Here is a 25,378-nt window from a genome sequence, read left to right as displayed (position 1 = left end):
AATTTGCAGTTTAACAATTTATTAATCAATATAAAATCTGCTTAAATCTGCAAAATCTGCGTGAAACAAAAATTTAATCATATAAAAATGAAGTTAAAGGGCTAGAAGCCACAGCATAGTTTTGTTGATTAGCAATTTTGGCTTCAAAAGCTTTTCTTCCTGCAATAACCGCTTCTTTAAATGCTTCTGCCATTAATTTTGGATTTCCTGCAACGGCAATTGCTGTATTTACCAAAACGGCATCAGCGCCAATTTCCATTGCTTTTGCAGCATCAGACGGAGCACCAATTCCTGCATCTATAATAACTGGAACATTGCTTTGTTCGATTATAATTTCTATAAAATCAATTGTTTTTAAGCCTTTATTACTGCCTATTGGTGATCCTAATGGCATAACGGCTGTTGTTCCAGCATTTTCTAAATGTTTGCACAACACAGGATCAGCGTGAATGTAAGGCAGTACAAAAAAGCCAAGTTTAGCCAATTCTTCGGTTGCTTTTAAAGTCTCAATGGGATCAGGCAGTAAATATTTTGGATCTGGATGAATTTCGAGTTTTACCCAATTTGTTTCTAAAGCTTCACGGGCTAATTGAGCAGCAAAAATGGCTTCTTTTGCATTTCTTGCGCCAGAAGTATTGGGTAATAAATTGATATTTGGGTGTTGTAAATGCGATAAAATGGCATCAGTATCAGTTTCTAGATCAATGCGCTTTAAGGCAACCGTAACTAACTCACTTTCTGATGCTAAAATAGCTTCCTCCATTTCTTTATTGGAGCCAAATTTTCCTGTTCCCAGAAATAAACGAGATTTGAAGGATTTATCCCCAATATTAAACAATGACGTTTGCATATAATTTTTCGTTTAATTGTTGAATTAATAGTTCTTTTTCGTCACTTTTTGTGATGATGCCTGAAACTGCAATTCCGTGAATTCCAGTTTCAATCAACGGATTTAAATCTTTCAGGGTGATTCCTCCAATGGCATACACTGGAATTTCAATGTTATTTTTTTTCAATTTTTCTAGGATTTCATAATAGCCAGATAAGCCTAATATGGGACTTAATTTTTCTTTTGTATTCGTAAATCTAAAAGGTCCTAAACCAACATAATCACAGCCATTTTTTGTATGATTTACAATATCTTCGAATGTATTTGCGGTTCCTCCAATAATTTTTGTAGCCCCTAATATTGCTCTTGCTTCATCGATTTTCATATCTGATAAACCTAGATGAACACCATCGGCAGCAATTTGCTGTGCGAGATATATATTATCATTTACAATAAAGTTGGCGAGATATTCTTCGCATAAAAATTTTACAGCTTCAGCTAATGCAAAGCTGTTTTTTGCAGTCTGATTTTTAAATCGCATTTGTATCCAGTCGCATCCTGCATCTAAAGCTTGATGAATGTTGTACAATTGTTGTTCGATTGTTTTTCCTTGTGAAATGTATTGCAATTTATTGTACATGATGATATCCGATTAAAGTTGATGTTGAACTCAGGTATTTTTCTATGTAGGTTTTAGCATTTTTACAAGCTTCATATAAAGTTTGGTTTAATGCAAGATTTGAAGCAATCGCAGATGATAAGACGCAGCCTGAGCCGTGTTTTTCAGAACATTTTTTATCGGTAGGAAGCAAATCAAAAACTTCATTTTTTAGAAATAAATGATCTGTTCCAACTGCGGCTTCGTTATGTCCGCCTTTCAATAAAAGATTAACAGGAATTTCATTTTGTAACCAAAGTTTCTTTGAAATAAACCCAGGATATAAAACTTCAATTTCATTATAATTGGGTGTGATTAGATCGATTTTGGATAATATCTTATTTAAATCCGAATAATCAGTAATTGAGAGAAATTCAAATTTTGTAGTTGATTTTAAAACAGGATCCCAAACGATTTGTGTAGTTGGAGATAACAGTTTTATAGTTGACAGAATTCGATTTAAATAATGAGCAGAAGGAACAATTCCGATTTTGACCACGCTGATTTTATAACTCAAAAAAAGAGTTTCAATTGAGCGAATCACAAAACTTAAATCCGTCCACTGAATTTCATAAAAGGTATCTTCAGTTTGAATAGTATTGGCAGTGATAACTGCAAAACCATTGACTTTATGCTGCTCAAAAGTTTTAATATCGGCAAGAATACCAGCCCCTCCCGAAGGATCAAGGCCGGCTATTGTAAGTGCAAAAGGGCGATTTGCTGACATAATTTAAATTCTTTTACAGGGTTTGTGTTGTTCCAAACAGCACCTAAAAGTGCGATGTTATCAAAACCATTCTCGAGCGTTTTTTGAATGTTTTCAGAATTAATTCCGCCTAAAGCAATGTTTTTTGTTTTATAATTTGTTCTTGATTTTAATGCTTCAAAGAGATCTGTTTTGGGATGATAGTTTTCTTTAGAAATACTTTTAAAAACAGGACTTAAAAAGGCATAATCGAAATCATTTTCTAGTGAATTAAAATCGTCTATAGAATGTGTTGATGTTGATATGAACTCGCTTTTATCTTTGACAGAATCTGAAAACTTTGAAAAAAGATGACGTTGATTTTTTCTTTCTTTTTCAGAAAAATGAATTCGATTAATACCAAAGTCTTTAGCCAAATCATGATGACTGTGTAAAACCAGTTTCGATCTAAATTCCATTTTTATTGGATGAATAAAATGTGCCATTTCCAATTCAGAAAAATCAGGTTTCCGAATATGAAGTAAAGACAATCCTTCTTCAAATAAAGAATGAAGAATTTCAATTTCATCTTCAATAAAAGAAGGATTCGTAATCACAATCATAACTTTCTTCTTGTTTCTTTTATCTTTTCACTTAAATATAAATCTCTTTTCCCTGCTCAATAAACTCTTCTGATTTCTCCTGCATTCCTTTTTCTGCGGCAGCAACATCTCTAATTTCCTGAGATATTTTCATAGAACAGAATTTTGGTCCGCACATCGAACAAAAATGCGCCACTTTTGCACCATCAGCAGGAAGTGTTTCATCGTGAAATTCTCTCGCTGTATCAGGATCTAAAGCTAGATTAAATTGATCTTCCCAACGGAATTCAAAACGGGCTTTACTTAAAGCATTATCGCGGTACTGAGCTCCTGGATGACCTTTTGCTAAATCTGCTGCATGTGCCGAGATTTTATAGGTGATTACGCCATCTTTAACGTCTTTTTTATTAGGTAAACCAAGATGTTCTTTTGGTGTTACATAACACAACATAGCACATCCGTACCAGCCTATCATTGCAGCGCCAATTGCTGATGTTATGTGGTCGTAACCCGGTGCAATATCTGTTGTTAAGGGGCCTAAAGTATAAAACGGAGCTTCATGACAATGCTCTAATTGTTTGTCCATGTTTTCTTTAATCATGTGCATTGGTACGTGTCCCGGGCCCTCAATAAAAACCTGAACATCATGTTTCCAAGCAATTTTGGTTAATTCACCTAAAGTTTCTAATTCGGCAAATTGTGCGGCATCATTGGCATCTGCAATCGAACCCGGACGTAAACCGTCTCCTAAAGAAAAAGCAACATCGTATTGTTTCATAATCTCACAGATTTCTTCAAAATGAGTGTACAAAAAGTTTTCTTTATGATGAAATAAACACCATTTTGCCATGATTGATCCACCGCGAGAAACGATTCCCGTTACGCGATTTGCAGTTAAATGAATGTAACGAAGTAAAACTCCAGCATGAATTGTAAAGTATGAAACACCTTGTTCTGCCTGCTCTATTAAAGTATCACGGAAAATTTCCCAAGTTAAATCTTCTGCAATTCCTTTTACTTTTTCTAAAGCCTGATAAATAGGAACGGTACCAATTGGAACTGGTGAATTTCGAATAATCCATTCTCTGGTTTCATGGATATTTTTTCCAGTAGATAAATCCATTATTGTGTCAGCGCCCCAGCGGCAAGCCCAGACTGCTTTTTCAACTTCTTCCTCAATACTTGATGTTACAGCGCTGTTACCAATATTGGCATTGATTTTTACCAAGAAATTACGTCCAACAATCATTGGTTCGCTTTCAGGGTGATTAATGTTATTAGGGATAATAGCTCTTCCGCAGGCAACTTCAGCTCGTACAAACTCGGGTGTTATTTTACTTTTTGGAGTATTTGCACCAAAACTATTTCCGCCGTGCTGGCATTGCATTGTTTTTGTTTGCTCATTTAAAAGCTCGATACGTTGGTTTTCGCGAATAGCAATGTATTCCATTTCAGGGGTAATAATGCCTTGTTTAGCATAATATAACTGCGTTACATTTGCGCCCTTTTTAGCACGTTTTGGCTGATGAAGATATTCAAAACGAAGATGATTCAGGTTTTCGTCGCGCAATCGGCTTTGACCGTAATCTGAAGAGATTTCATTTAAAATTTCGACATCATTTCGATCTAAGATCCAATTTTCGCGCAAGCGCGGCAGTCCTTTTCTAATATCTATTTCAACATTTGGATCAGTATATGGACCTGATGTGTCATAAACGGTTACGGGAGGATTTTTTTCAACTCCTCCGTTTGAAAGTTTGGTGTCGCTAAGATGAATTTCGCGCATAGCAACTTTTATCGGATGAATTTCTCCGTCGATGTAAACTTTCTTAGAATTAGGAAATGGTGTTCTTGATATTTGTTCTTCTGTAGTCATAGGGAAAAGAAGTTGTGAGTTATGAATTATTGTAGAGGTGCACAGCAGTGCATCTCTGTTTGAGTATGAAATTGGAGTTTAAATTCTATCCTCCCTGCGTAGCAGAAATAATTAAAATTTCGTCGGTTTCTTGTACGAGGAATTCGTTCCATTTGATTTTTGGAACAACAGTATTGTTAATAGCAACGGCGATTCCGTTTTGCTTGTGGGGAATTTCGAGATCAAGTAATGACTGAATGCTTAGAGATTCAGCATTAAAATGTTTAGTTTGTTGGTTGATTTTTAGTTCCATTCCTTTGTTTTTTTCGGTTTATCTAAGATTCACTGAAGTGAATCTCTACCTTAGGAATGGCTGCAATTGCGCATAAAAATGCGCTCAGAAGTCATCTTACTTTTCCCTACGCTAGTATGAACTAGATCAGGTTCAGAGGGTAAAATCTCAGCCTGCAAGTTGCAGACACCCCTAAAGTGTGAAGCAAATGTAATAAAATTTGTTTAGAAGTTTCAGGTTTTAAGTTTCAAGTTTTTTGAAAACTGAAAACGGTGACTGAAAACTACAATTGTAATTGAAAGCTATTTAGTTCTCGTCCAGCAATCTTCAATATGATCGTTGACCATTCCGGTCGCCTGCATATGGGCATAGATAACGGTTGAGCCAACGAATTTGAAACCACGTTTTTTTAGATCTTTGCTAATTGCATCAGAAATTGGAGTTGTGGCAGGAACATCTTTTAGACTCTTCGGATTATTGTCAATAGGTTTTCCATCTGTGAATTTCCATATATAATCAGAGAAAGTTCCAAATTCATCCTGAATTTTCATAAATGCCTGAGCATTTGTAACTGCTGACCTAATTTTGAGTTTATTTCGAACAATTCCCGTATTTTGAAGCAATTCTTCGATTTTATCTTCAGAATAACGGGCAATTTTTTTATAATCGAAATTGTCGAAAGCAGTTTTAAAGTTTTCTCTTTTATTTAAAATGGTAATCCAGCTCAATCCCGCCTGAAAGGTTTCTAGAATTAAAAATTCAAATAGAGTAGGGTCGTCATAAACAGGAGTTCCCCATTCTTCATCATGATATTTTTTGTATAAATCGCTTGAACTGCACCAGCCGCAGCGAATGATGTTTTCGTTTTTCATTATTTTCCAATTTGCCAGCTGTAGCCTTTTACAGTTGGAATGTAAGCCGAACGGCCTATTATAACTAAATTATTATAGATTTTTTTGTTGTATTTAATGCCAATTGCATTGCCAGAAGTATATAGTTTATTTTCTTTAAATACCACTTTTAATCGCCCATCTTGAAGTTTAGCATCAGATATTTTTTCAATAAACCAGGTTGAATGCCATTTAACTTCGATTTCATTTTGGGCAGTTTTGGTTACGCTTTTAACAAGTTTGACTGCTTCTTTTTGAATTTCAAAGTTTTGAGTAAGCTCTTTTTGAGTTAAGGTTTGTCCAATTTTACAGTTGCTTAATATTTTATGAAGGTTTGAAAAGCTTAATAATTTATTTTCGTTAGGGTCATTTTTTGGTTCAGAAGCGGCGGTGCTAATTGGCGTTTTTGATTCTTGAGTACGCTCGTTAATTTTGATTGGCTTTTTTACAGCAAAAGTATTTTTTCTACTAGAAACGGAGTCAGTAAGAATTTCTTTTTGTACAATGGTTTTTGAAGAAGCAGATGAAATTTCTTTTAGCGGTGCCGTTTTCAAAGAATTAACAGGGTGCACTTTTTTCTTAGGCTGTTTTTTCTCGTCATTTCCGCAACCGAAAAAAAGGAAAGCGATAAGGAATACTAATATCGTACAGTTTTTTTTCATGGCTTCATTTTGGTTTATCCTTTGTGAGATGAGCCTTCCTCGTCCAAATATTTTTTTATCAAATGATGTCCAGCATAAATTAATGGGGTTAGTAAAATTGCAATTGATAATTTAAAAGTGTATCCAATTAAAGCGGAAGAAAGAAAAGTATCAAAATCAATTTTTCCAGGCAGCCAAAAAGCAATTCCAAGAACAATAAACGAGTCAAATAATTGCGAAACTACGGTTGAACCTGTTGTTCTAAGCCAAATTTTTCGCTCGCCTGTGCGTCTTTTAAAGAACCAAAAAATCCATACATCAATTAATTGAGATGCCATGAAAGCGATCAAACTCCCTACGATAATCCACATACTTTGTCCAAAAACAGCTTGAAATTGCTCGTCGTTTACAGGACTTATTCCTTTTGCAGCAGGAATTACTATTGCCATAAAAAGGATTAAAAATGCATAAGCGATCAAACAGGCAGTTATAAAAGAGAGTTTTTTTACCCCTTTTTCTCCAAAATATTCATTAATCAAATCGGTTGTTAGAAAAACAACAGGCCATGGCAAAATTCCAATGCTCATTACAAATGGGCCAATTTGAATTAGCTTTCCACCAATAAGTTCTGCAACAACTGCATTCGTTATAAATATTCCGGCAAGGACAACAAAAACAATTTCTTTTCGGGTTTTAAACATCTTAATTTGGTAAATGATGTTTCAAATTTAAACTATTTCTTTATAACTTAAAAAGGATTGATTTTAAATTAAGCTGTTGTATTTAAGAGAATCGGAAAGTTAAAATTCTATTTTGAACGCTGATTTTAGTTACATTTGGAACAATAATATATTAGTTAAAAAATAATGATAATGAAAAAATTAATGACAATTTTTCTCATGGGAACAACTTTTTTTGCGGCCACCGCACAATCAAATTCAGATAACCCATTGCTCAAAAACTGGACAGGGCCATATGGCGGAGTACCTGCGTTTAATGAGTATAAGGTTGCGGATTTTAAGCCGGCAATTCAGTTTGCAATTCAAGAAAAACTAAACGAGATTGATGCTATTGCTAATAATCCGAAGGCACCGACTTTTGAAAATACAATTGCTGAGCTGGAACGTTCTGGAAAAACAATTACTAGGATTTTGACAGTATACGGAATTTACAGATCGAATTTGAGTACACCTGAGTTTAGTGCTGTAGATCGCGAGATGTCTCCTAAGTTTTCTGAATTCTCTGATAAGATTAATCAGAATAAAAAACTTTTTGCTAGAGTTGAGGCTTTGTACAATTCTAAAGAAAGTAAAAAACTGACCAGCGAACAACAGCGTTTAATCTGGTTGTATTATACTGATTTTGTTCGTGAAGGAGCTAAATTGAATGTGGCTGATAAAGAAAAAGTAGCTGATATTAATAAAAAACTAGCGAGTCTTTTTACTAAATTCAGCCAAAATTTATTGGCCGAGGAAAATAATCAATATGTAGCTTTAAAAACAGAAAGTGATTTTGATGGTTTACCGCTAGAAGTAAAAAATGCTGCTATTGCTGAAGCAAAAGAGAGAAAACTTGATGTTTTGGGCTGTATTGCTAATACACGTTCTTCAATTGAGCCATTCTTAACTTTTTCGAATCGTAGAGAGTTAAGAGAAAAAGCTTTCGATATTTTTGTGAAACGCGGTGATAACGGAAATGCAAATGATAATAATGCGACTTTGGTTTCTATTTTGCAATTACGTACTCAAAAAGCGAAATTATTAGGATTTCCAACTTTTGCAGATTGGAGTTTGTCTAATAAAATGGCAAAAGATCCTAAGAAAACATTGGATTTGATGATGTCTGTTTGGGAGCCGGCTGTAGAAAAGGTGCATCAAGATGTTGCTGAAATGCAGAAAATAGTAGATGCTGAAGGTGGAAAATTTAAAATTCAGCCTTGGGATTATCGCTATTATGCTGAAAAAGTTAGAAAAGCAAAATATGATTTAGATCAAAATGAGGTTAAGCCTTATTTGCAATTAGAGAATTTACGTGAAGGAATGTTTTGGGTTGCTGGAGAATTATTTAATTTAAGCTTCAAACAAGTTACAAATGTTCCTGTTTATCATCCAGATGTTCGTGTTTGGGAGGTAAGTAACAAAATAACGGGTAAAACAGTTGGGTTGTGGTATTTTGATCCGTATGCACGTGCTGGTAAACGTTCTGGTGCTTGGATGAATGCGTATCGTGATCAGCAAAAAATGGACGGTGAAGTACTTACAATTGTATCTAATAACTGTAATTTTATTAAAGGTGCTGCAAACGAACCTGTTTTGATTTCTTGGGAAGATGCAACTACATTGTTTCATGAGTTTGGACATGCGCTTCACGGATTATGTTCTAACGTAACTTATCCTAGTTTGGCAGGAACATCTGTGGCTAGAGATTATGTCGAGTTCCCGTCGCAATTATTAGAGCATTGGCTGGCTACACCAGAAGTGTTGAATAAATTTGCATTACATTATAAAACAAATCAACCATTGCCTCAGTCATTAGTAGATAGAATTGAAAAAGCGGCTAATTTTAATGAAGGTTTTGCTACTGTAGAAACCATTTCTAGTTCTTTAATAGATATGAAACTGCACTTGGCAACTACAACTATTGATCCTCATAAATTTGAGAAAGAAACTTTAGACGCGCTTCATATGCCATCAGAAATTGTAATGAGACATAGAATTCCTCAATTCGGACATATTTTCTCAGGTGATGGTTATGCGGCTGGATATTACAGTTATTTATGGGCAGATGTGATTAATGCTGATGCTTGGGAGGCTTTTACAGAAGGAAAAGGTCCTTATGATAAAGAAGTAGCAAAGCGTCTTTATGATAATGTTTTTAGTGTAGGAAATACTATAGATCAGGAGAAAGCATATGAGAATTTTAGAGGCAGAGCTCCAAAATCTGATGCATTAATGCGTGCTAGAAATTTTCCAATTGTAGAAAAGAAAAAGTAAAAATACTTTGCAATTGTAATAGACGCACTGCGGTGCGTCTTTATAATTTGATAAACATAAAAAAGCCCGAATAAATAAATATTCGGGCTTTTTCTATTGAAATAATATATTAACCTAAAGTAACTCTTTTGAAACCTGTAATTTCAACGTTGAATCCTTTAACGTAATCACCAACTTTTTTACTGTCATCTTTGATGAAGTTTTGATCAAGTAAAGCTTTTTCTTGATCTAAAGTAGTATTGTCAGAAATGAAACGTTGTACTTTTCCTGGAATAATTTTGTCCCAGATTTGTTCTGGTTTACCTTCAGCTTTTAATTCAGCTTTAGCATCTTCTTCCGCTTGTTTTAAAACTTCTTCAGTTAATTGAGAGAAAGAAATATATTTAGGAACATTTTTTAAAGTTTTTCCTAAACGTTTTGCTTCTTCGTTATCTTTTTCGATTACAGCAATACGAGCAGCAAGTTCAGATTCAACGAAAGCAGGATCAAAATCTTTGTAAGATAATGTATCAGCTCCCATAGAAGCAACTTGCATAGAAACATCTTTAGTTAAAACGTCAGCGTTAGGAATTGCAGCAGAAATTGCAGTTAAAGCAGCAATTTTGTTAACGTGAACGTAAGATCCAACAAAAGCACCTTCTAAAATTTCGAAACCACCGATTTCGATTTTTTCTCCGATAACTCCAGTTTGCTCGATTAATTTCTCAGCAACTGTAATTCCGTTGAAATCAGAAGCTAAAAATTCTTCTTTAGAAGAGAAGTTGATAGCTCTTTCTACTAAATCTTTAGCTAAAGTTACGAAAGCTTCATTTTTACCTACGAAGTCAGTTTCACAGTTTAAAGTAATGATAGCTCCTTTAGTGTGGTCTGCATTGATGAAAGAAACAGCAGCTCCTTCAGAAGACTCACGGTCAGAACGGTTAGCAGCAACTTTTTGTCCTTTTTCTCTAAGGATTTGTATAGCTTTATCGAAATCTCCTTCAGCTTCAACTAAAGCTTTTTTACAGTCCATCATTCCGGCACCTGTAGATTGTCTTAATTTATTTACGTCTGCAGCAGTAATTGTTGCCATAATATTTTTGAATTTTAATGTTAAAAGTAAAAATTCCATCTTCTAAATCCCAAACTCCAATTTTATTAAATTATCAACATAACGTTTTTAATTTTGTATTTGGAGTTTGGAATTTAAAATTTGGAATTTAAAATTTGATTTATTCTTCAGTTGCAGGAGCAGCTTCAGCTTCAACAGCAGGAGCAGCTTCTTCAGCAGGAGCTTCAGTCTCTTTTTCAGAACCTCTGTCAGAAAGACCTTCGATTACTGCAGTAGTTACTAAAGATAAAATTTTGTCAATTGATTTAGAAGCATCATCATTTGCTGGAATTACGTAATCAACCTCTCTTGGGTCAGAATTCGTATCAACCATTGCGAAAACTGGAATGTTTAATTTTTGTGCTTCTTTTATTGCGATGTGTTCAGCTTTGATATCTACTACGAACAATGCAGCTGGTAGTCTAGACATGTCAGCGATTGAACCTAAGTTTTTCTCTAATTTAGCACGTAAACGATCAACTTGCAAACGCTCTTTTTTAGATAACGTCATGAAAGTACCATCTTTCTTCATTTTATCGATAGAAGACATTTTTTTAACTGCCTTTCTGATAGTTACGAAGTTAGTAAGCATTCCACCTGGCCATCTTTCAGTGATGTAAGGCATGTTTGCAGCTTTTGCTTTATCAGCAACGATGTCTTTTGCTTGTTTTTTGGTAGCTACGAATAAAATTTTTCTACCTGATGCAGCGATTTTTTTCAAAGCTTCATTAGCTTCTTCAATTTTAGCTGCAGTTTTATATAGATTGATAATGTGAATACCATTACGCTCCATATAAATGTAAGGAGCCATGTTTGGATCCCATTTTCTAGTCATGTGTCCGAAGTGAACACCTGCTTCTAGTAATTCTTTTACTTCTATTTTGTTTGCCATTTTTGTACTAGTTTACGTTCTGTTGATTAGCAATGTATAAATGGCGATTTCTCTGGCTTTATACATTTAGATGCTAAACTATATCCTACCTCGGTAGGAGAGCAACAATAACTGTGTTTTTTAATTTCAATAAATAATTGATAATGTCTTGTCCCATTTGAACAAGACAGGTAATATTAACGTTTAGAGAATTGGAATCTCTTACGAGCTTTCTTCTGACCGAATTTCTTACGTTCAACCATTCTTGGATCTCTTGTTAATAAACCTTCTGGTTTCAAGATAGCTCTGTTTTCGATGTTCACTTCACACATTACACGTGCTAATGCCATTCTTACAGCTTCTGCTTGACCAGTTGAACCACCTCCGTAAACGTTTACTTTTACATCAAAGTTACTTGCATTTTCTGTCATAGATAATGGTTGTAAAACTTTGTATTGTAAAGTTGCAGTTGGAAAGTAAGTTGCGAATTCTTTTTTGTTTACAGTGATTTTACCTGTTCCTTCAGAAACATATACACGTGCAACAGCGGTTTTTCTTCTACCGATTTTGTGAATAACTCCCATTACTTAAGATCGTTTAGGTTAACAGTTCTAGGTTTTTGAGCTCCGTGAGTATGCTCAGCACCTACAACAACATTTAGATTTCTAAAAAGTTCAGCTCCTAATTTGTTTTTAGGTAACATTCCTTTTACAGCTTTTTCTACTAATAATGCAGGGTTTTTAGATTGCAATACTTTAGCAGTTAAAGTTCTTTGTCCTCCTGGGTAACCTGTATGACGCATGTAAATTTTGTCATTCATTTTTGTACCTGTAAGGTTAATTTTTTCTGAGTTGATAACAATTACGTTATCTCCACAGTCAACGTGCGGTGTGTAACTTGGCTTGTACTTACCTCTTAAGATCATCGCAACCTTTGAAGCAAGACGTCCTAAGTTGTGACCTTCTGCATCAACAACAATCCACTCTTTAGTTACAGTGGCTTTGCTAGCTGAAATTGTCTTGTAGCTTAATGCGTCCATAATATTATTTTAATTAAACATTCCATCCCCAATAAAGGGGATGCAAAAGTACAATTAATTATTTTAAAACCAAATACCTTAAAAGAATATTTTATATCCTGAAAATCAGGCTCTCAGTTTTTATTTTTAAAACTAAAAAAAAACCAGCTTCACATTAAGGCGAAGCTGGTTCAATTTGTGGAGTGTTTTTGTTATTAAACAATAAAAATATTGGCAATATCTACAACTTGCTGAGTGGTTAAAGGTTCGTCGTAAGCTTCTGATCCTGCGGAAGCTCCAAAGGCCGCAGCAGTATTGAATCCTGCTTGAGTGGTAACTCCTTCGCCATCGTAAACCGCTTGAGTTGCAGACGGCATTCCTGCTCCTCGATCAGCATTCGAAATCCAGCCTTTTAATTTGCGGAGCCTTCGCACTTCAGATGCGTGACGTGCTTCGACAGAATGAATTTGAAGAGCTGCAGTCAATAAATCTGGTGTAGTTATTAAGTTAGCGGCTTGCCCTTTGTAAGCTCTCACGCCGGTATCTTCAAAAGCTTGTGCTAAGGCAAGAAAGGTTGGGTAATCGTGAAAAGGGTCAAATGTGCCGCCCACTGTAAAGTCAAAGGTAGGTTTAGGAACGAAGTTTGCACTTGCTGAACCACCTAATCCTGCGATTAAAAATTTAACGTGACTTGACTCGTGAGCTGCTATTTGTTGAAAGACTTTTAAATCTCGTCCGCCATTTTCTAAGGCCGGAATGACACCAGAATCCAGCGCCATGGCATAAAACTCATTTTCTAGATATTCTAGTGTTAAGGCAAATTGTAAAGCCCCGATTGGGGTGGCGGGTGTTGGGGTGATATCTTTTGCTATTGCTTTATTTGCCAATGCTGATAATCCAAAAGGAATTGATGCCAGCGCCAGATTTTTACTGATATTTCCAAATTGTGAAAAACTGTCTCTTCGTGAACCTGTACTATTCATTATACTATCATCAGTAAAGGTTTCTATAAATTTTAAAATATTCATAATTTCTAAGTTTTAGCTGGTTAAGATTAAGGTAAATATTTGGCAGTAAATTTTGTAGTAATAAATCCTCCGGCAATTGGTAGGATTTTTGAAGGATCTTTTGCGACATCTAAACCATTTGAAGGGTTTACAATATCGTCGCCTGCAAAATCTTTGGAGTTTGGATTGATCAAGCTTCTTATTGCCGAAGCGTGTCTGGCTTCAACTGAAACAATTTTTCCTGCCAGTAATAAATAATCAGCGCTTTTAATTAGTCGTCCCGCGCCATTGTAAGCGGCAACGCCTGTATCTTCTAGTGCTTTTGCGGTAGCTAAAACTTCGTTACGGCTGTTAAAATTTAAAGAGCCATAACTGAAGGCTAAGGAAGGAAGTAATTGAGAGCTTGGATCTGGGAGTGCTCCAGTCAAAGCAGCTTTAAAAAAGTCTCTATGAACTACTTCATGATGGTATAAGTCTGTTAAGACTTGACGCTCAATATCATTAAATACAGTGTTGAAATTTGATGAATTTACAACTTTGGTATAAAAATCGGCTTCTAATTGTTCTAAGGCGTATGCATAAGTAAGTACGCCAAAATCTCCAGAACCTAAATCAAAAACTCCATTTTTTATTCCAGGTAAAGAGTTGTCCTCCATATTATTATCGTTGTCATTGTCGCTGCAACCAGCTAAAACCAAACCTGCGGTAACTAATGTTAGTCCACTGAGCTTAAGAAAGCTCCTTCTATTATTCAGTGAAGGATCAACTTCATGAATTTTAACTTCGTTTTTCATAATCTAGGTTTTTATTAAGGTTAATAACATGCTATTAAGTTATTAACGAAATTTTAGCACTAGTGGTTTTAAATAATCGCTGTTTTTGAATATTATTTCGAAAAGGCCTTATGATTTCAAATAGTAGCAGCAGTTTTTTGTTTTATTTTAGGTAATTCTACTATATTTGTATTAATTACATAAAATATTAATAGATGAAAGCTAAAGCAACTCTAAAACAAATTGCGAAAGAACTTGGTGTTTCTGTATCTACGGTGTCTAAGGCGCTAAATGATAGTCCGGAAATTAGTGAGCAGACGAAGGTGAAGATTAAGGAGTATGCCAAACTCAAAAATTATAAACCAAATGTTATTGGTCTGAATTTGAAGAATCGTAAGACTAAAACGATTGGTGTAATTATACCTAATATATTAAACTCTTTTTTCGCCAAAGTTTTTAGCGGAATCGAAAAAGTGGCAGATAAAAAAGGATATAACGTAATTACTTGTATTTCGAATGAATCTTTAGAGAAAGAAGTTCATACACTTGAAATGTTAAGCAACGGAACAATTGATGGTTTTATTCTTTCGGTTTCTGAAGAAGCGCAAAAGCTTCAAGATTACAACCACTTTTCGGCTATTATTAATGATGGGACTCCAATTGTAATGTTTGATCGTATCGCTGATGAAGTAGAATGTGATAAAGTTGTGGTAGATGATTTTGATTCTGCATTAAACTCGACTCAGCATTTAATTGATTTAGGATGCAAAAACATTGCTTTAATTTCTTCTGTAGATAATTTAAGTGTTGGAAAATTAAGAGCTGATGGATATTTAAAAGCGTTAAAAGACAATAATATTCCAATAAACGAAAAAATCATTCTTCGTACCGATTCAGAAGAAGATATGAAAGCTAAAATTGATGCTATTTTTGAAAATAAAATTGATGCCATTTTCGCTTTAGATGAAAATGATTCTGTTGCGGCTTTAAGAGTAAGTTTGAAAAAAGGATATAAAGTTCCTGAAGATATTTCGATAATTGGTTTTGCTGACGGAATTTTGGCTTCAAGACGTTTGTCTCCAAGTTTAACTACAGTAAGCCAGCACGGAATTGAAATTGGTGAAGTTGCGGCAAAAAGATTAATTCAGAGGTTAGAAGAGCCGGAAGGTGAAACTTCGGACTATGAAACTATCGTTATCAAAACAAAATTGAAAGAGCGAGAATCGACTAGAAAAGCATAAATAAAAAATATCCGTCTTTAAGACGGATATTTTTTTATAAAGAATACGGGAATTTAGGATTTTTATACTTTTTTAATTTTTCAAAAGGAACTAGAAATGATTCCTCACAAGATCTTGCGGCTCTGTAAAAGATTGGCGTGAATTCTATACCTTTTTCGGTGTAACTCCAAGACGGAAAATCCCAATATTCTTCATTGGTATAATCGCAAGGATCATCATCGTCATTTTTTGGTTTTTCGAAATGAAACTCTGAGTTAAGTACAGCTAGTAATTTAGGAGCAAAATAAGTACTTCTGTATTTTGAATAGTTATCAAAATTGCTTTGTTCTTCGGTGGTAACACTTTTATCAAATGCAATGATGTCATCTATTTCATAATCTTTTCCATTGTTTAGATCAATCAAATAACCACTTCCTCCAAAATCAGGATGTTCACCGCCACAGTAATAAGATGAAAACATTTCAAAACCCAATAAGTTTGTATTGAGGAAATTTATGGTAGTTCTTCCTTCGATCCCTTTTCCCTCACTATACTCAAAACTTGAAGAGCAGCCGAGCTGTGATAATGTGTTTTCAATATGAATTTTTTCTAAAATTGGATTTATAACAGCCTTGTTTCTCTCTGAAAAGTTACTTCCTAATCTAAAGAAATCCGAATCGCAATGTTTTTCAGAATACCAGACAAATTCCTTATTATTGTAAATCGTGGTTTTTTGTTTTTTGAATTCTAAGAATTTATATTTTACCAGATTCAAACGTTCGTCATCAAACCTGATTGATAGGTTTGATTTGTAATTGTCAAAATTAACAGGTTCAAGATGAACAGCCAGTTGTTTGTCTTTAGCATCATACCAAAAACCATCGAAATTATTGCCTGATTTTTTCAGGTAAAACTTTTCAGTAACAATATCGCCGGGCTTAAAATAGAAAGTATAATTGTTATTGTCTTTTAATTTTGCTTCAAGTTTAATGTCTTTTAATGAATTTTTATAGAAATATACGGCGTTTAGATTAGTCTCATTATCCGATTTATAAACTTGAAGGGTCATATAGATTGTGCTTTTCCCTAAAGTTCCTTCTAGATAATAAATTTTGTCCTGACAAAATGAAATCGTGGAGTACATTATAAATAGAAACAAAAAAGCTTTTTTCATGATAGTCAATTTTAAAATGCAATATTATTTTGTTTTTTTGACAATGTACAAGTTTTTACTTTCATCGTCAGAAATTAAGGTAAACTTCAAATTTGGATTTGAATAATAATTGTATTTTTTTTTCGCAGCGTTTTCCATTTCTGTCCAGTTGTCTTTTGTAGTGCTGTATATTGATTTTTCCTCGTTGCTGTAATCATCCAAAAAAATATCTTCTTTTTTAAATTTTAGTGTGTCTTTTGCAAAAAGTATATTGACATAAGCAATTCCATCCCAGTAATAATAAGTATAAGGGCTGTTGGACTGGGTTTGTCCTGCCATATTTGAATTATATTCTACTTTTTGATAATATCGAACCTTTATTTTATCGTTTGGTATATCATGAAATACATTTTCATTATCAATCTTTTTATGCTGCTTCGAGCTTAGATCTCGGGCATTATTATAAATGTCTTCACCTGCACCATAAACTACATACCATTGGTTGTTTGCGTAATAAATTATAGATTCTCTTTTATCAGAAGGTATCGAGTGATCTCTCCAGCTATAAAAAGACTCTAAGTAAATACAATTGGGTACAATAGTATCATAATAATATTTAGATAATTTTTCAGCAGACCAACTTAAATCTTTGTTTACAGGAATAAATGCTTTTTTTGTTTTGTTCCCATCTACGGGCCAAGTTTGGTAATAAAGCAGGGCTTTGTTTACTATTTGTTTGTTAAGCAAAACAATCTCGCCAAATTCAGATTGATCAGATGAGGAAGTTTTAAAGCCTATTGTATCTAAAACTTTTCCAAAGGAATCCATTTTAAATAATGTGTTACTGTAATTATCGCCAGTATTTCCTCCCCCGTGATCATAAGGTTCAGATTTGGTAATTACTTTAACCATGATTTTGTCATTAGCAATCTCAAGTATCTGAAACGTATAGCAATATTTGGCTCCTTTTTGAAATATTGATATATCATGATTGCCAAATTTTTTAACTTCAGATAGATTTTTATAAGCCACAAATTCACTTGGCAGTTTTTTGCGGGGAAAAAGATTTATTACAAAAGTATCCAAGCCTAAAGCTAAGCTAACATTGATCTGGTAGATTATAAATAAGACAACTATTGTTACAAGGGAATACGTTATCGTTTTTTGTTTCATTTCTGCCTTTCTAATGTGCTTCCAGCCAGTCTTTACCTAAGCCAAGTTCAACTTCTAAAGGAACAGAGAGTTTAAAAGCATTTTCCATTTCATGTTTGATCATGGGCTGGATTTTTTCTAATTCGTCATTATGTACATCAAACACAAGCTCATCATGTACTTGAAGCAACATTTTAGATTTCCAGTTTTCGTCTTGTAATTTTTTATGAATGTTAATCATTGCAATTTTAATTACATCGGCAGCGCTTCCTTGAATTGGCGCGTTTACAGCATTTCGTTCGGCTGCACTTCTTACAACTGCATTTGCCGAGTTAATGTCTTTTAGATAACGACGACGACCTAGAATAGTTTGTACGTAACCTTTTTCTCTGGCAGAATCAATCTGTTCTTGAATATATGATTTTAATCTTGGGTAAGTTTTGTAATAAGCATCGATCAAAGCAGCACTTTCACTTCTTGACAACGAAGTCTGATTGCTTAATCCGAAGGCAGAAACACCATATATAATTCCGAAGTTTACAGTTTTAGCATGGCTTCTTTGTTCGCGGGAAACTTCTTCCAGCGCTACATCAAAAACTTTTGCTGCGGTTGCTTTATGAATATCTTCTCCGTTTTGAAATGCTTTAATCATGTTTTCTTCGCCACTTAAAGCGGCAATAATTCTCAATTCGATTTGAGAGTAATCGGCAGAAATTAAAGTATGATTTTCATCGCGTGCTACAAAGGCTTTACGAATCTGACGTCCTCTTTCTGTACGAATTGGAATGTTTTGCAGGTTTGGATTGTTAGAACTCAAACGTCCTGTTGCCGCAACAGTCTGCATATAATCAGTATGAACACGTAAAGTCTTTTTGTCAACTTGTTCTGGTAAAGCTAAGATGTAAGTACTTTGCAATTTTACCATCTGACGCCAATCTAAAATTTGTTTTACAATTGGGTTGTCATTTGCTAAATAAGTTAATACTTCTTCGCCGGTTGCATATTGACCAGTTTTGGTTTTCTTTTGCTTTGCTCCGCCAATTTTAAGTTTATCAAATAAGATATCTCCTAATTGTTTTGGAGAGGCAAGATTAAATTTCTCTCCAGCGGTTTCGTATATTTTTTGTTCTAAAGATTTGATCTCAACATCCATTTCTTTAGACATTGCGTTTAAAAAATCAACATCTAATCGAATTCCTTCGGTTTCCATTGCAGCTAAAACGCTTACTAATGGAATTTCGATTTCGTCAAATAATTTTTTAGTTTCAGTTTTGTCTAGTTCTACAGTGAAGATTTCTTTTAATTGCAAAGTAACATCAGCATCTTCGGCAGCATATTCTTTAATGTCTTCAAGAGGAACATCACGCATCGAAAGCTGATTTTTTCCTTTTTTACCTATTAAGGTTTCAATTGATTTTGGAGAATATTTTAAATAGGTTTCTGCCAAAATATCCATATTATGACGCATATCTGGATTAATCAAATAATGCGCAATCATGGTATCAAAAAGTTTTCCTTTTACAGTAACGCCATAATTAGAAAGAATCTTTAAATCGTATTTAAGGTTTTGCCCAATTTTTTCGATGTTTTCATTTTCAAAAAACGGAACAAATTTGTCTACTAATATTTTTGCTTCTTCTTGATTTTCTGGAAACGGAACATAAAATGCTTTTCCTTTTTCATAAGAAAATGACATCCCCACAAGTTCTGCATGCAAAGCATCGATTCCTGTAGTTTCGGTATCAAAACAAACCGAAGTTTGGTTTTGTAAATTTTGTAAAAGCAATTTTACTCCTAAATCTCCTTGAATGGTTTGATAGGAGTGAGGTGTGTTTTCTAATGTGCTGTAAAAAGACGTTCTTGCAGTTTCTGTATCTTCATCTGCGGAAGCACTTCCAAATAAATCAAACTGTTCTTCGTTTTTTGGCTGTGGCTTTTTGTATAATTTGGCATCTGGAGCAGCTGCAGGAGCAGTTTGTGTTCCATCAGTTTTAAACAAGTTATCAAATTGTTCGGCCATTCTTCTAAATTCCAATTCTTGAAAAATCGCATCAGTTTTTTCAATATCAGGGCGCGTTAACTCATAATCATTCTCATCAAAAGTTACAGGACAGTCTAGTAAAATTGTTGCCAGTTTTTTAGACAATAAACCTTTTTCTTTATTGGCTTCAATATTCTCCTTCATTTTTCCTTTCAGCTTATCGGTATTAGCCAAAAGATTTTCCATTGTTCCAAATTCTTTCAACAGTTTTTTGGCAGTAACTTCACCAACGCCGGGAAGTCCAGGAATGTTATCGGCAGCATCTCCCATCATACCAAGAAAATCGATTACTTGTTCAGGGCGTTCGATTTCAAATTTTTCTAATACTTCAGGAACACCCCAAATTTCAATTCCATTACCCATACGAGCAGGTTTGTACATAAAGATGTTTTCAGAAACCAATTGAGCAAAATCCTTATCAGGAGTTACCATAAAAACTTTATAGTTCTCTTTTTCGGCTTGTTTAGCAATTGTTCCAATTAAATCATCGGCTTCAAAACCAGCAACTTCGATAATCGGAATGTGCATTGCTTTTAATAATTCACATATATAAGGTACCGCTATTTTAATAGCTTCAGGAGTAACATCTCTATTTGCCTTGTATTCTGGAAACAATTCATTACGTAATTGACTTCCGCCTTTGTCAAATGCTACGGCCAAATGGTCTGGTTTTTCTCTTTTAATAACATCTAAAAGTGAGTTCATAAAACCCATAATTGCAGATGTATCCATTCCTTTTGAGTTAATTCTAGGGTTTTTTATAAAAGCATAATAACCACGAAAAATTAATGCGTATGCATCTAGAAGAAAAAGGCGTTTTTGAGTTGACATATAAAAAATATTAGTCTGTAAAAATAAACAATTGAGGTCTCAAAAATTAAAGTTACAAGATTTTTTTTCCACTATATAAGCGATATAAGTTCAATTTAGCATCACGCATAGCGTAGAGACGCACTGCAGTGCGTCTAATATTTTAATGATCTAGAATATCTAAATGAACTTATATCGCTTATATGGTAAAAAAAGCAAAAGTTAATGTCAAGTTAAAATTTTTTATTCGGAGATTTCTTCATTTTCTCTTCATGTTACAGGGGTAATTTTGATCTGTAAAATAAAAGGAATTGAATATTAAATCTTAGAAATTATGAAATCGAAGATTCACGAAAACAAAAAAAGCAAACAGCTAAGCTTGAGTAGAAATTTATTAATGTTATTAGTCGCAGTTTTAGGAACAAGTGCAATGGTTCATGCATTTCCTGCAAAAGAGGACAAAACGGTTCCTGCAAAAGAAGTAAAAGCAACAAAACACAAAAAAAATAAATCTGATAAAAAAACAAAATCAGAAAAAAATACAGCTTCAAAAGAAGAGATAGTAAAAGTAAAAAAATAAATATGTATAAGGTTTAAGGTTATTAATAAAACAAGTGTAATTAATTTAAAAAATTAGAAATCATGAAAAATTTATTTATTGTATTAGCAGCAGTTTTAGGAACAAGTGTAATGGTTAGTGCTCAAACAACTCCAACTCAGGTAGCTCCTGCAAAAGAGGTGAAAGCTACAAAACACCATCATAAATCAAACAAAAAAGCAAAAGCTGAAACTCCAAAAGAAGAAACTGCTACCGTAAAAAAATAAACATTGCTAACGCTTTGTCTTCATAAGATTGTAAGGAGGCAAAGTAGGATTAATGATTGTGGAGAATGCGGTTGAAGAAAGCTGATGAAGAAATTTGTCAGCTTTTTTTGTTCGTTAATTTTTTAATAATGTGTCATTTGATTTTTGATAATTGATTAATTTTAGTTGCACTTAAAAGATGTTTTTATGAATGTTTTGATTGTTGAAGATAATAAAGAGCTTGCTGTAGAGGTATACGACTTTCTTTGCAATGCAGGTTATGTTTGTAAAATTGCAAATAACTGCATGGATGCTCTTGATGAGTTTAACAGTAATGATTATGATGCAATGCTGCTTGATTTAGGATTGCCGGATGGTGATGGTTTTGAGGTTTTACAGGCAGTTCGTAAAACAAAATCAAAAATTGCAGTTATTGTTCTTACGGCTAGGGGGGAATTGGATGACAGAATTAATGGTCTTCATTTAGGTGCCGATGATTATTTGACAAAACCTTTTGCACTTACGGAACTTGGAGCAAGATTATTTGCTGTAATCCGCAGAATTCATGGCTTTACTTTGAATAATTTAAGTATACACGGATTTTTGCTGCAGCTTCAGGATTACAAAGTTAGTTTTGATGAAATTGCGATAAACTTGACCAAAAAAGAGTTCGACATTTTTCAGTATCTTGTTTTGAATAAAAATCGTGTAATTACGAGATTACAATTAACCGAGCATATTTGGGGGGATATTTTGGAGGTTAATTCAGATTCTAATTTTATTGATGTTCATGTTCGAAACCTTCGAAAAAAATTAGATAAACATGCACCAATAGATTGGTTTGAAACTGTTAGAAATGTGGGTTATCGTATTAATGAATAAACAAATATTGTGAAGATAAAACATCAATTGGCAATTTTTAATGCACTGACACGCTTGTTGGTGATTTTAATTTTATGGTTGATGCTTCCTATTTTAGTCGAAAAGGTGGTTTATAGACATGTCAATAATGGTCTTATTGAGAAAAAAGAAAAGTTTATAGAGCATTTAAATCAGCAGGAAATTAATGATTTTATCGAAAATGAAGGCGATTCTACCGAGACTTATTCTCAGTTTTCTACACTTCACAGTGAGTTTTTAGTTCTTTCGAAAGCTCCAATTATACCCAATCAAAAAAAAACAACCTTTACAAATGAATTTCGCATTATTGAAGGGGAAGAAAATGAATATAGAATTCTGACGCATCATTTTAGTTTTGGGAATGAAGGCTACCAGCTCGAAATTGGCAGTAGCCTTGGTGAGGTAAATGATCTTACTTTTATAATTAGGTTTTTTATTATTATAGTTTTATTTGTCATTCTTTTGGTGACTTTTTTAGCTGATACCGTTTATATCGAGTATTTATTAAAGCCATTTTATAAAATTATTGATACAAAAATAAGGCGCGTCAATGAACCTGAAGTTTTTGATCATACGCCTATAAAAGCAAAATCCAGAGATTTTAGAGAGCTGGATTTGGTTTTGAACCAAATGATGGATCGTATTGCGGAACTTTTTAAAAAAGAAAAGCAGTTTATTTCGAATGTTTCTCATGAACTTCTTACACCAATTGCTTTGCTCAAAAGCAAGTTTGAGAATTTATTACAGAATGAATCTTTAGATGAGAACGCTTTTGATAAAATAGCTGGTTCGCTAAAGACATTAGATATGCTGAAAAAAATCATCAATAATCTATTGTTGATTTCTAGAATAGAAAACAATCAATATGAAGCGAATGAGGAAATTAATTTTCATGAAATTATAAATGATGTCGAGGAGGATCTGCAAGATCGAATTGAAGATAGAGGAATTCGATTTGTAAATGAAATGAAGAACGATTTGATTTTTAGAGGAAATAAAACCTTGCTTCATATTCTTATTTATAATTTGGTAACCAATGCAATTAAGTATAATAAACCAGACGGAAGTATTATAGTGAGCGATGGTTTTATGCAAAATCAATATTATATTTCAATTGCAGATTCTGGGATAGGTATGAGTGATTCTCAAATTGAAAATATCTTTAATAGGTTTGCGAGAGTCAGCTCTGATCAGGAAGGGCAGGGGCTGGGTCTTGCGATAGCAAAAAGTATAGCTGTTTTTCATCATATTGAAATCAAAGTTGTGTCAAATATAAATGAGGGAACAATTTTCACTTTATCTTTCCCTGATATGGCTAAAATCTAATTATTTGTTAAAATTTTTCTTACTTGCAAAACTTCATGTTGTCTTCATTTTACGGTTTTACCTTTGGGTTATAAATAAGAGATAATAATCACAAAAAAAAAAAACAATCATGAAAAAATTAGTAATGTTAGCAATTGCTGTTCTAGGAACAACTGCAATGATAAACGCTCAAACAACTCCAGCAAAAGCTGCACCAGTAAAAGAGGCTAAAGCTCCTAAAAAAGACAAAAAAGCGGACAAGAAAACTGCAAAAGCAGAAACAGCTAAACCAGAAGCAGCTAAGCCAGAAGCAGTAAAAGCAAAAAAATAAAAAGCATTAGTTTGCTAAAGTAACCTATGCTAGGCATAAGGTTTTAGAAAAAAAATTGTAATAAAAAAGCTGATAGAGTAATCTATCGGCTTTTGTTTTTGTTTGAGTTAAATTTTTGATAATAAAAAGCGATAAAATTTTCATTCTTTGTTACTTTGCTTAAAACTGTAAATAAATGATCCTTCGTTTTGTAATTCTATGTGCTCTATTTTTGCTTATTGAGTTCTATTCCTATCAAGCTTTCCGAACTTTAATTAAATTAAGATGGGTTTTAACTGCATATCAAATTATTAGTGCACTGCTTCTTGTATTTATAATTTATTCTTTTTCTCAGGTAGATCGATCTGTTGGGCAAACCAAACAATTTATGTTTACAACAGGTTTGATGTTGCTTGTTTACGTACCGAAAATTGTAATTACGTTAGTTTTATTTAGTGAAGACATTTTTAGAATTGGTGCTAGTATCTTGAATTATTTTATTTATAATGCGCCTCGTAAGGAAATGATGCCCGAGAGACGAAAGTTTGTAAGTCAGATAGCATTAGGATTGGCCGCAGTGCCTTTTTTATCTTTGATTTATGGAATATTTGAAGGGAAATATAATTTTAAGGTAATCAAGCAAACTATTTTTTTTCCAGATTTGCCAGATGCATTTGATGGGTTTAAAATTACTCAGATTTCAGATGTACACAGCGGAAGTTTTGATAATCCTGAAAAGATAAACTATGCAATTGATTTAATAAATGAGCAGGAATCTGACATGATTTTGTTTACAGGAGATATTGTAAATACTCATGCTAAGGAAATGTATCCTTGGCTGGAAACGTTCAACCGTATTAAAGAGTATAAATATGGTAAATTTTCGGTTCTAGGAAATCACGATTATGGCGAGTATGTAACTTGGTCTTCTGAGAAAGAAAAAAGGGAGAACTTTGAGGCAATAAAAAATCTTTATGGTCAAATTGGGTTTGATTTAATGCTTAATGAACATAGATATATTCAGAAAGGTGATGATAAAATCGCTTTAATTGGTGTAGAAAACTGGGGAGCAAATTTTAAGAAAGCTGGGGATTTAAATAAAGCTTCAGAGCAGGTAAATCAAGATGATTTCAAAGTTTTAATGAGTCATGATCCTAGTCATTGGGAATATGAAGTAAAAAAACATCCTAAAAACTTTCATTTAACCTTGTCTGGTCATACTCATGGCATGCAATTTGGAATTGAGATTCCGGGGTATTTTAAATGGAGTCTCGCACAATATATTTATAAACAATGGGCAGGATTATACGAAGAGTCTAAAAGATACGTTTATGTTAACCGCGGGTTTGGTTTTCATGCCTATCCTGGAAGAGTTGGAATTATGCCTGAAATAACGGTCATTGAACTAAAAAAGGGGAACAATGTGGCTTAATTCGTTAAAAATGCTACATTTGTATTAATTATCTTTTTTAACTAGAT

Annotated in this window: 26 protein-coding genes and 1 riboswitch; of the genes, 8 read left to right on the top strand and 18 right to left on the bottom strand. The window is 33.7% G+C overall.

All coding sequences use genetic code 11. The features are described from left to right. Window positions 1-73: 73 nt before the first annotated feature. The 9 genes from ACHRV0_RS00240 to ACHRV0_RS00200 form a co-directional block, all read right to left on the bottom strand. Entirely contained in the window at window positions 74-850 is a 777-nt protein-coding gene (locus ACHRV0_RS00240; protein WP_129023988.1) for a thiazole synthase, read from the bottom strand. Next, window positions 831-1,469 carry a thiamine phosphate synthase gene (locus ACHRV0_RS00235; RefSeq protein WP_129023987.1) on the bottom strand — a complete coding sequence of 213 codons (639 nt, stop codon included), beginning with the start codon at window positions 1,467-1,469 and terminating at the stop codon, window positions 831-833. Before ACHRV0_RS00235 ends, ACHRV0_RS00240 begins: the two co-directional genes overlap by 20 nt. Further along, the gene (locus tag ACHRV0_RS00230) at window positions 1,459-2,214 is read right to left on the bottom strand and encodes a hydroxymethylpyrimidine/phosphomethylpyrimidine kinase (RefSeq protein ID WP_395439540.1); all 756 of its coding nucleotides are present in this window, start codon (window positions 2,212-2,214) and stop codon (window positions 1,459-1,461) included. The genes ACHRV0_RS00235 and ACHRV0_RS00230 overlap by 11 nt, the downstream gene beginning before the upstream one ends. Then, window positions 2,181-2,795 (bottom strand): thiamine phosphate synthase, encoded by a 615-nt coding sequence (locus tag ACHRV0_RS00225; protein ID WP_395439538.1) that lies wholly within the window; start codon window positions 2,793-2,795, stop codon window positions 2,181-2,183. The genes ACHRV0_RS00230 and ACHRV0_RS00225 overlap by 34 nt, the downstream gene beginning before the upstream one ends. 31 nt (window positions 2,796-2,826) lie before the next feature. Further along, window positions 2,827-4,650 carry a phosphomethylpyrimidine synthase ThiC gene (gene thiC, locus ACHRV0_RS00220; RefSeq protein ID WP_395439536.1) on the bottom strand — a complete coding sequence of 608 codons (1,824 nt, stop codon included), beginning with the start codon at window positions 4,648-4,650 and terminating at the stop codon, window positions 2,827-2,829. Between the two features lie 85 nt (window positions 4,651-4,735). Then, window positions 4,736-4,942, bottom strand: coding sequence for a sulfur carrier protein ThiS (thiS, locus tag ACHRV0_RS00215; RefSeq protein ID WP_395439535.1), 207 nt, complete (start codon window positions 4,940-4,942; stop codon window positions 4,736-4,738). An 86-nt stretch (window positions 4,943-5,028) separates the two neighbouring features. Next, window positions 5,029-5,125, bottom strand: a riboswitch (TPP riboswitch). A 98-nt stretch (window positions 5,126-5,223) separates the two neighbouring features. Continuing rightward, complete coding sequence (locus ACHRV0_RS00210) at window positions 5,224-5,793, bottom strand: DNA-3-methyladenine glycosylase I (protein ID WP_395439534.1); 570 nt, start codon at window positions 5,791-5,793, stop codon at window positions 5,224-5,226. Next, window positions 5,793-6,473: a hypothetical protein gene (locus ACHRV0_RS00205; protein ID WP_395439533.1), complete on the bottom strand. Its 681-nt coding sequence runs from the start codon at window positions 6,471-6,473 to the stop codon at window positions 5,793-5,795. The genes ACHRV0_RS00210 and ACHRV0_RS00205 overlap by 1 nt, the downstream gene beginning before the upstream one ends. Before the next feature lie 14 nt (window positions 6,474-6,487). Beyond that, on the bottom strand, window positions 6,488-7,153 hold the full coding sequence (locus tag ACHRV0_RS00200; RefSeq protein ID WP_089052684.1) for a queuosine precursor transporter: 666 nt from the start codon (window positions 7,151-7,153) through the stop codon (window positions 6,488-6,490). Window positions 7,154-7,324: 171 nt separating this feature from the next. Between ACHRV0_RS00200 and ACHRV0_RS00195 the strand changes: the two genes are divergently transcribed. Beyond that, window positions 7,325-9,445: a M3 family metallopeptidase gene (locus tag ACHRV0_RS00195; RefSeq protein ID WP_395439532.1), complete on the top strand. Its 2,121-nt coding sequence runs from the start codon at window positions 7,325-7,327 to the stop codon at window positions 9,443-9,445. A 109-nt stretch (window positions 9,446-9,554) separates the two neighbouring features. Here ACHRV0_RS00195 and tsf read toward each other — a convergent pair whose 3' ends face one another. The 6 genes from tsf to ACHRV0_RS00165 form a co-directional block, all read right to left on the bottom strand. Then, the gene (gene tsf / locus ACHRV0_RS00190) at window positions 9,555-10,517 is read right to left on the bottom strand and encodes a translation elongation factor Ts (protein WP_089052686.1); all 963 of its coding nucleotides are present in this window, start codon (window positions 10,515-10,517) and stop codon (window positions 9,555-9,557) included. A gap of 139 nt (window positions 10,518-10,656) precedes the next feature. Further along, window positions 10,657-11,427, bottom strand: coding sequence for a 30S ribosomal protein S2 (rpsB, locus tag ACHRV0_RS00185; RefSeq protein WP_129023979.1), 771 nt, complete (start codon window positions 11,425-11,427; stop codon window positions 10,657-10,659). A 176-nt stretch (window positions 11,428-11,603) separates the two neighbouring features. Further along, complete coding sequence (gene rpsI / locus ACHRV0_RS00180) at window positions 11,604-11,990, bottom strand: 30S ribosomal protein S9 (RefSeq protein ID WP_017497947.1); 387 nt, start codon at window positions 11,988-11,990, stop codon at window positions 11,604-11,606. Continuing rightward, window positions 11,990-12,445: a 50S ribosomal protein L13 gene (rplM, locus tag ACHRV0_RS00175; RefSeq protein ID WP_026983738.1), complete on the bottom strand. Its 456-nt coding sequence runs from the start codon at window positions 12,443-12,445 to the stop codon at window positions 11,990-11,992. The genes rpsI and rplM overlap by 1 nt, the downstream gene beginning before the upstream one ends. Window positions 12,446-12,639: 194 nt before the next feature. Further along, the gene (locus ACHRV0_RS00170; RefSeq protein ID WP_129023978.1) at window positions 12,640-13,452 is read right to left on the bottom strand and encodes a ferritin-like domain-containing protein; all 813 of its coding nucleotides are present in this window, start codon (window positions 13,450-13,452) and stop codon (window positions 12,640-12,642) included. Between the two features lie 26 nt (window positions 13,453-13,478). Beyond that, the gene (locus ACHRV0_RS00165; protein WP_395439530.1) at window positions 13,479-14,225 is read right to left on the bottom strand and encodes a ferritin-like domain-containing protein; all 747 of its coding nucleotides are present in this window, start codon (window positions 14,223-14,225) and stop codon (window positions 13,479-13,481) included. Window positions 14,226-14,419: 194 nt separating this feature from the next. Here ACHRV0_RS00165 and ACHRV0_RS00160 point away from each other — a divergent pair, with 194 nt between their 5' ends. Continuing rightward, complete coding sequence (locus tag ACHRV0_RS00160; RefSeq protein ID WP_129023976.1) at window positions 14,420-15,445, top strand: LacI family DNA-binding transcriptional regulator; 1,026 nt, start codon at window positions 14,420-14,422, stop codon at window positions 15,443-15,445. Between the two features lie 34 nt (window positions 15,446-15,479). Here the strand turns inward: ACHRV0_RS00160 and ACHRV0_RS00155 are convergent, their stop codons facing one another. Genes ACHRV0_RS00155 through polA form a run of 3 tightly spaced genes read right to left on the bottom strand, consistent with a single transcriptional unit; the run spans window position 15,480 to window position 20,601 of the window. Beyond that, entirely contained in the window at window positions 15,480-16,598 is a 1,119-nt protein-coding gene (locus ACHRV0_RS00155) for a hypothetical protein (protein ID WP_395439529.1), read from the bottom strand. A 24-nt stretch (window positions 16,599-16,622) separates the two neighbouring features. Continuing rightward, window positions 16,623-17,750, bottom strand: a complete 1,128-nt coding sequence (locus ACHRV0_RS00150) for a hypothetical protein (protein ID WP_395439528.1) — start codon at window positions 17,748-17,750, stop codon at window positions 16,623-16,625. A 10-nt stretch (window positions 17,751-17,760) separates the two neighbouring features. Further along, window positions 17,761-20,601: a DNA polymerase I gene (polA, locus tag ACHRV0_RS00145; protein WP_129023973.1), complete on the bottom strand. Its 2,841-nt coding sequence runs from the start codon at window positions 20,599-20,601 to the stop codon at window positions 17,761-17,763. A gap of 313 nt (window positions 20,602-20,914) precedes the next feature. On the opposite strand from polA, the gene ACHRV0_RS00140 reads away from it, so the two are divergent. The 6 genes from ACHRV0_RS00140 (at window position 20,915) to ACHRV0_RS00115 (ending at window position 25,331) form a co-directional block, all read left to right on the top strand. Next, the gene (locus tag ACHRV0_RS00140) at window positions 20,915-21,160 is read left to right on the top strand and encodes a hypothetical protein (protein ID WP_395439527.1); all 246 of its coding nucleotides are present in this window, start codon (window positions 20,915-20,917) and stop codon (window positions 21,158-21,160) included. 62 nt (window positions 21,161-21,222) lie between these two features. Continuing rightward, a complete protein-coding gene (locus ACHRV0_RS00135; RefSeq protein WP_395439526.1) occupies window positions 21,223-21,405 on the top strand; it encodes a hypothetical protein in 183 nt (60 codons plus the stop codon). Between the two features lie 186 nt (window positions 21,406-21,591). Beyond that, complete coding sequence (locus ACHRV0_RS00130; RefSeq protein WP_395439525.1) at window positions 21,592-22,266, top strand: response regulator transcription factor; 675 nt, start codon at window positions 21,592-21,594, stop codon at window positions 22,264-22,266. 9 nt (window positions 22,267-22,275) lie between these two features. Beyond that, window positions 22,276-23,610 carry a sensor histidine kinase gene (locus ACHRV0_RS00125; RefSeq protein WP_395439524.1) on the top strand — a complete coding sequence of 445 codons (1,335 nt, stop codon included), beginning with the start codon at window positions 22,276-22,278 and terminating at the stop codon, window positions 23,608-23,610. Window positions 23,611-23,719: 109 nt separating this feature from the next. Beyond that, window positions 23,720-23,920, top strand: a complete 201-nt coding sequence (locus tag ACHRV0_RS00120; protein WP_395439523.1) for a hypothetical protein — start codon at window positions 23,720-23,722, stop codon at window positions 23,918-23,920. A gap of 175 nt (window positions 23,921-24,095) precedes the next feature. Further along, window positions 24,096-25,331 (top strand): metallophosphoesterase, encoded by a 1,236-nt coding sequence (locus ACHRV0_RS00115; RefSeq protein ID WP_395439522.1) that lies wholly within the window; start codon window positions 24,096-24,098, stop codon window positions 25,329-25,331. The last annotated feature ends 47 nt before the right edge of the window (window positions 25,332-25,378 follow it).

This window comes from Flavobacterium sp. FlaQc-30 (genome assembly GCF_044005885.1).
Lineage (GTDB): Bacteria > Bacteroidota > Bacteroidia > Flavobacteriales > Flavobacteriaceae > Flavobacterium.
This window is presented reverse-complemented; position numbering and strand designations above follow the sequence as displayed.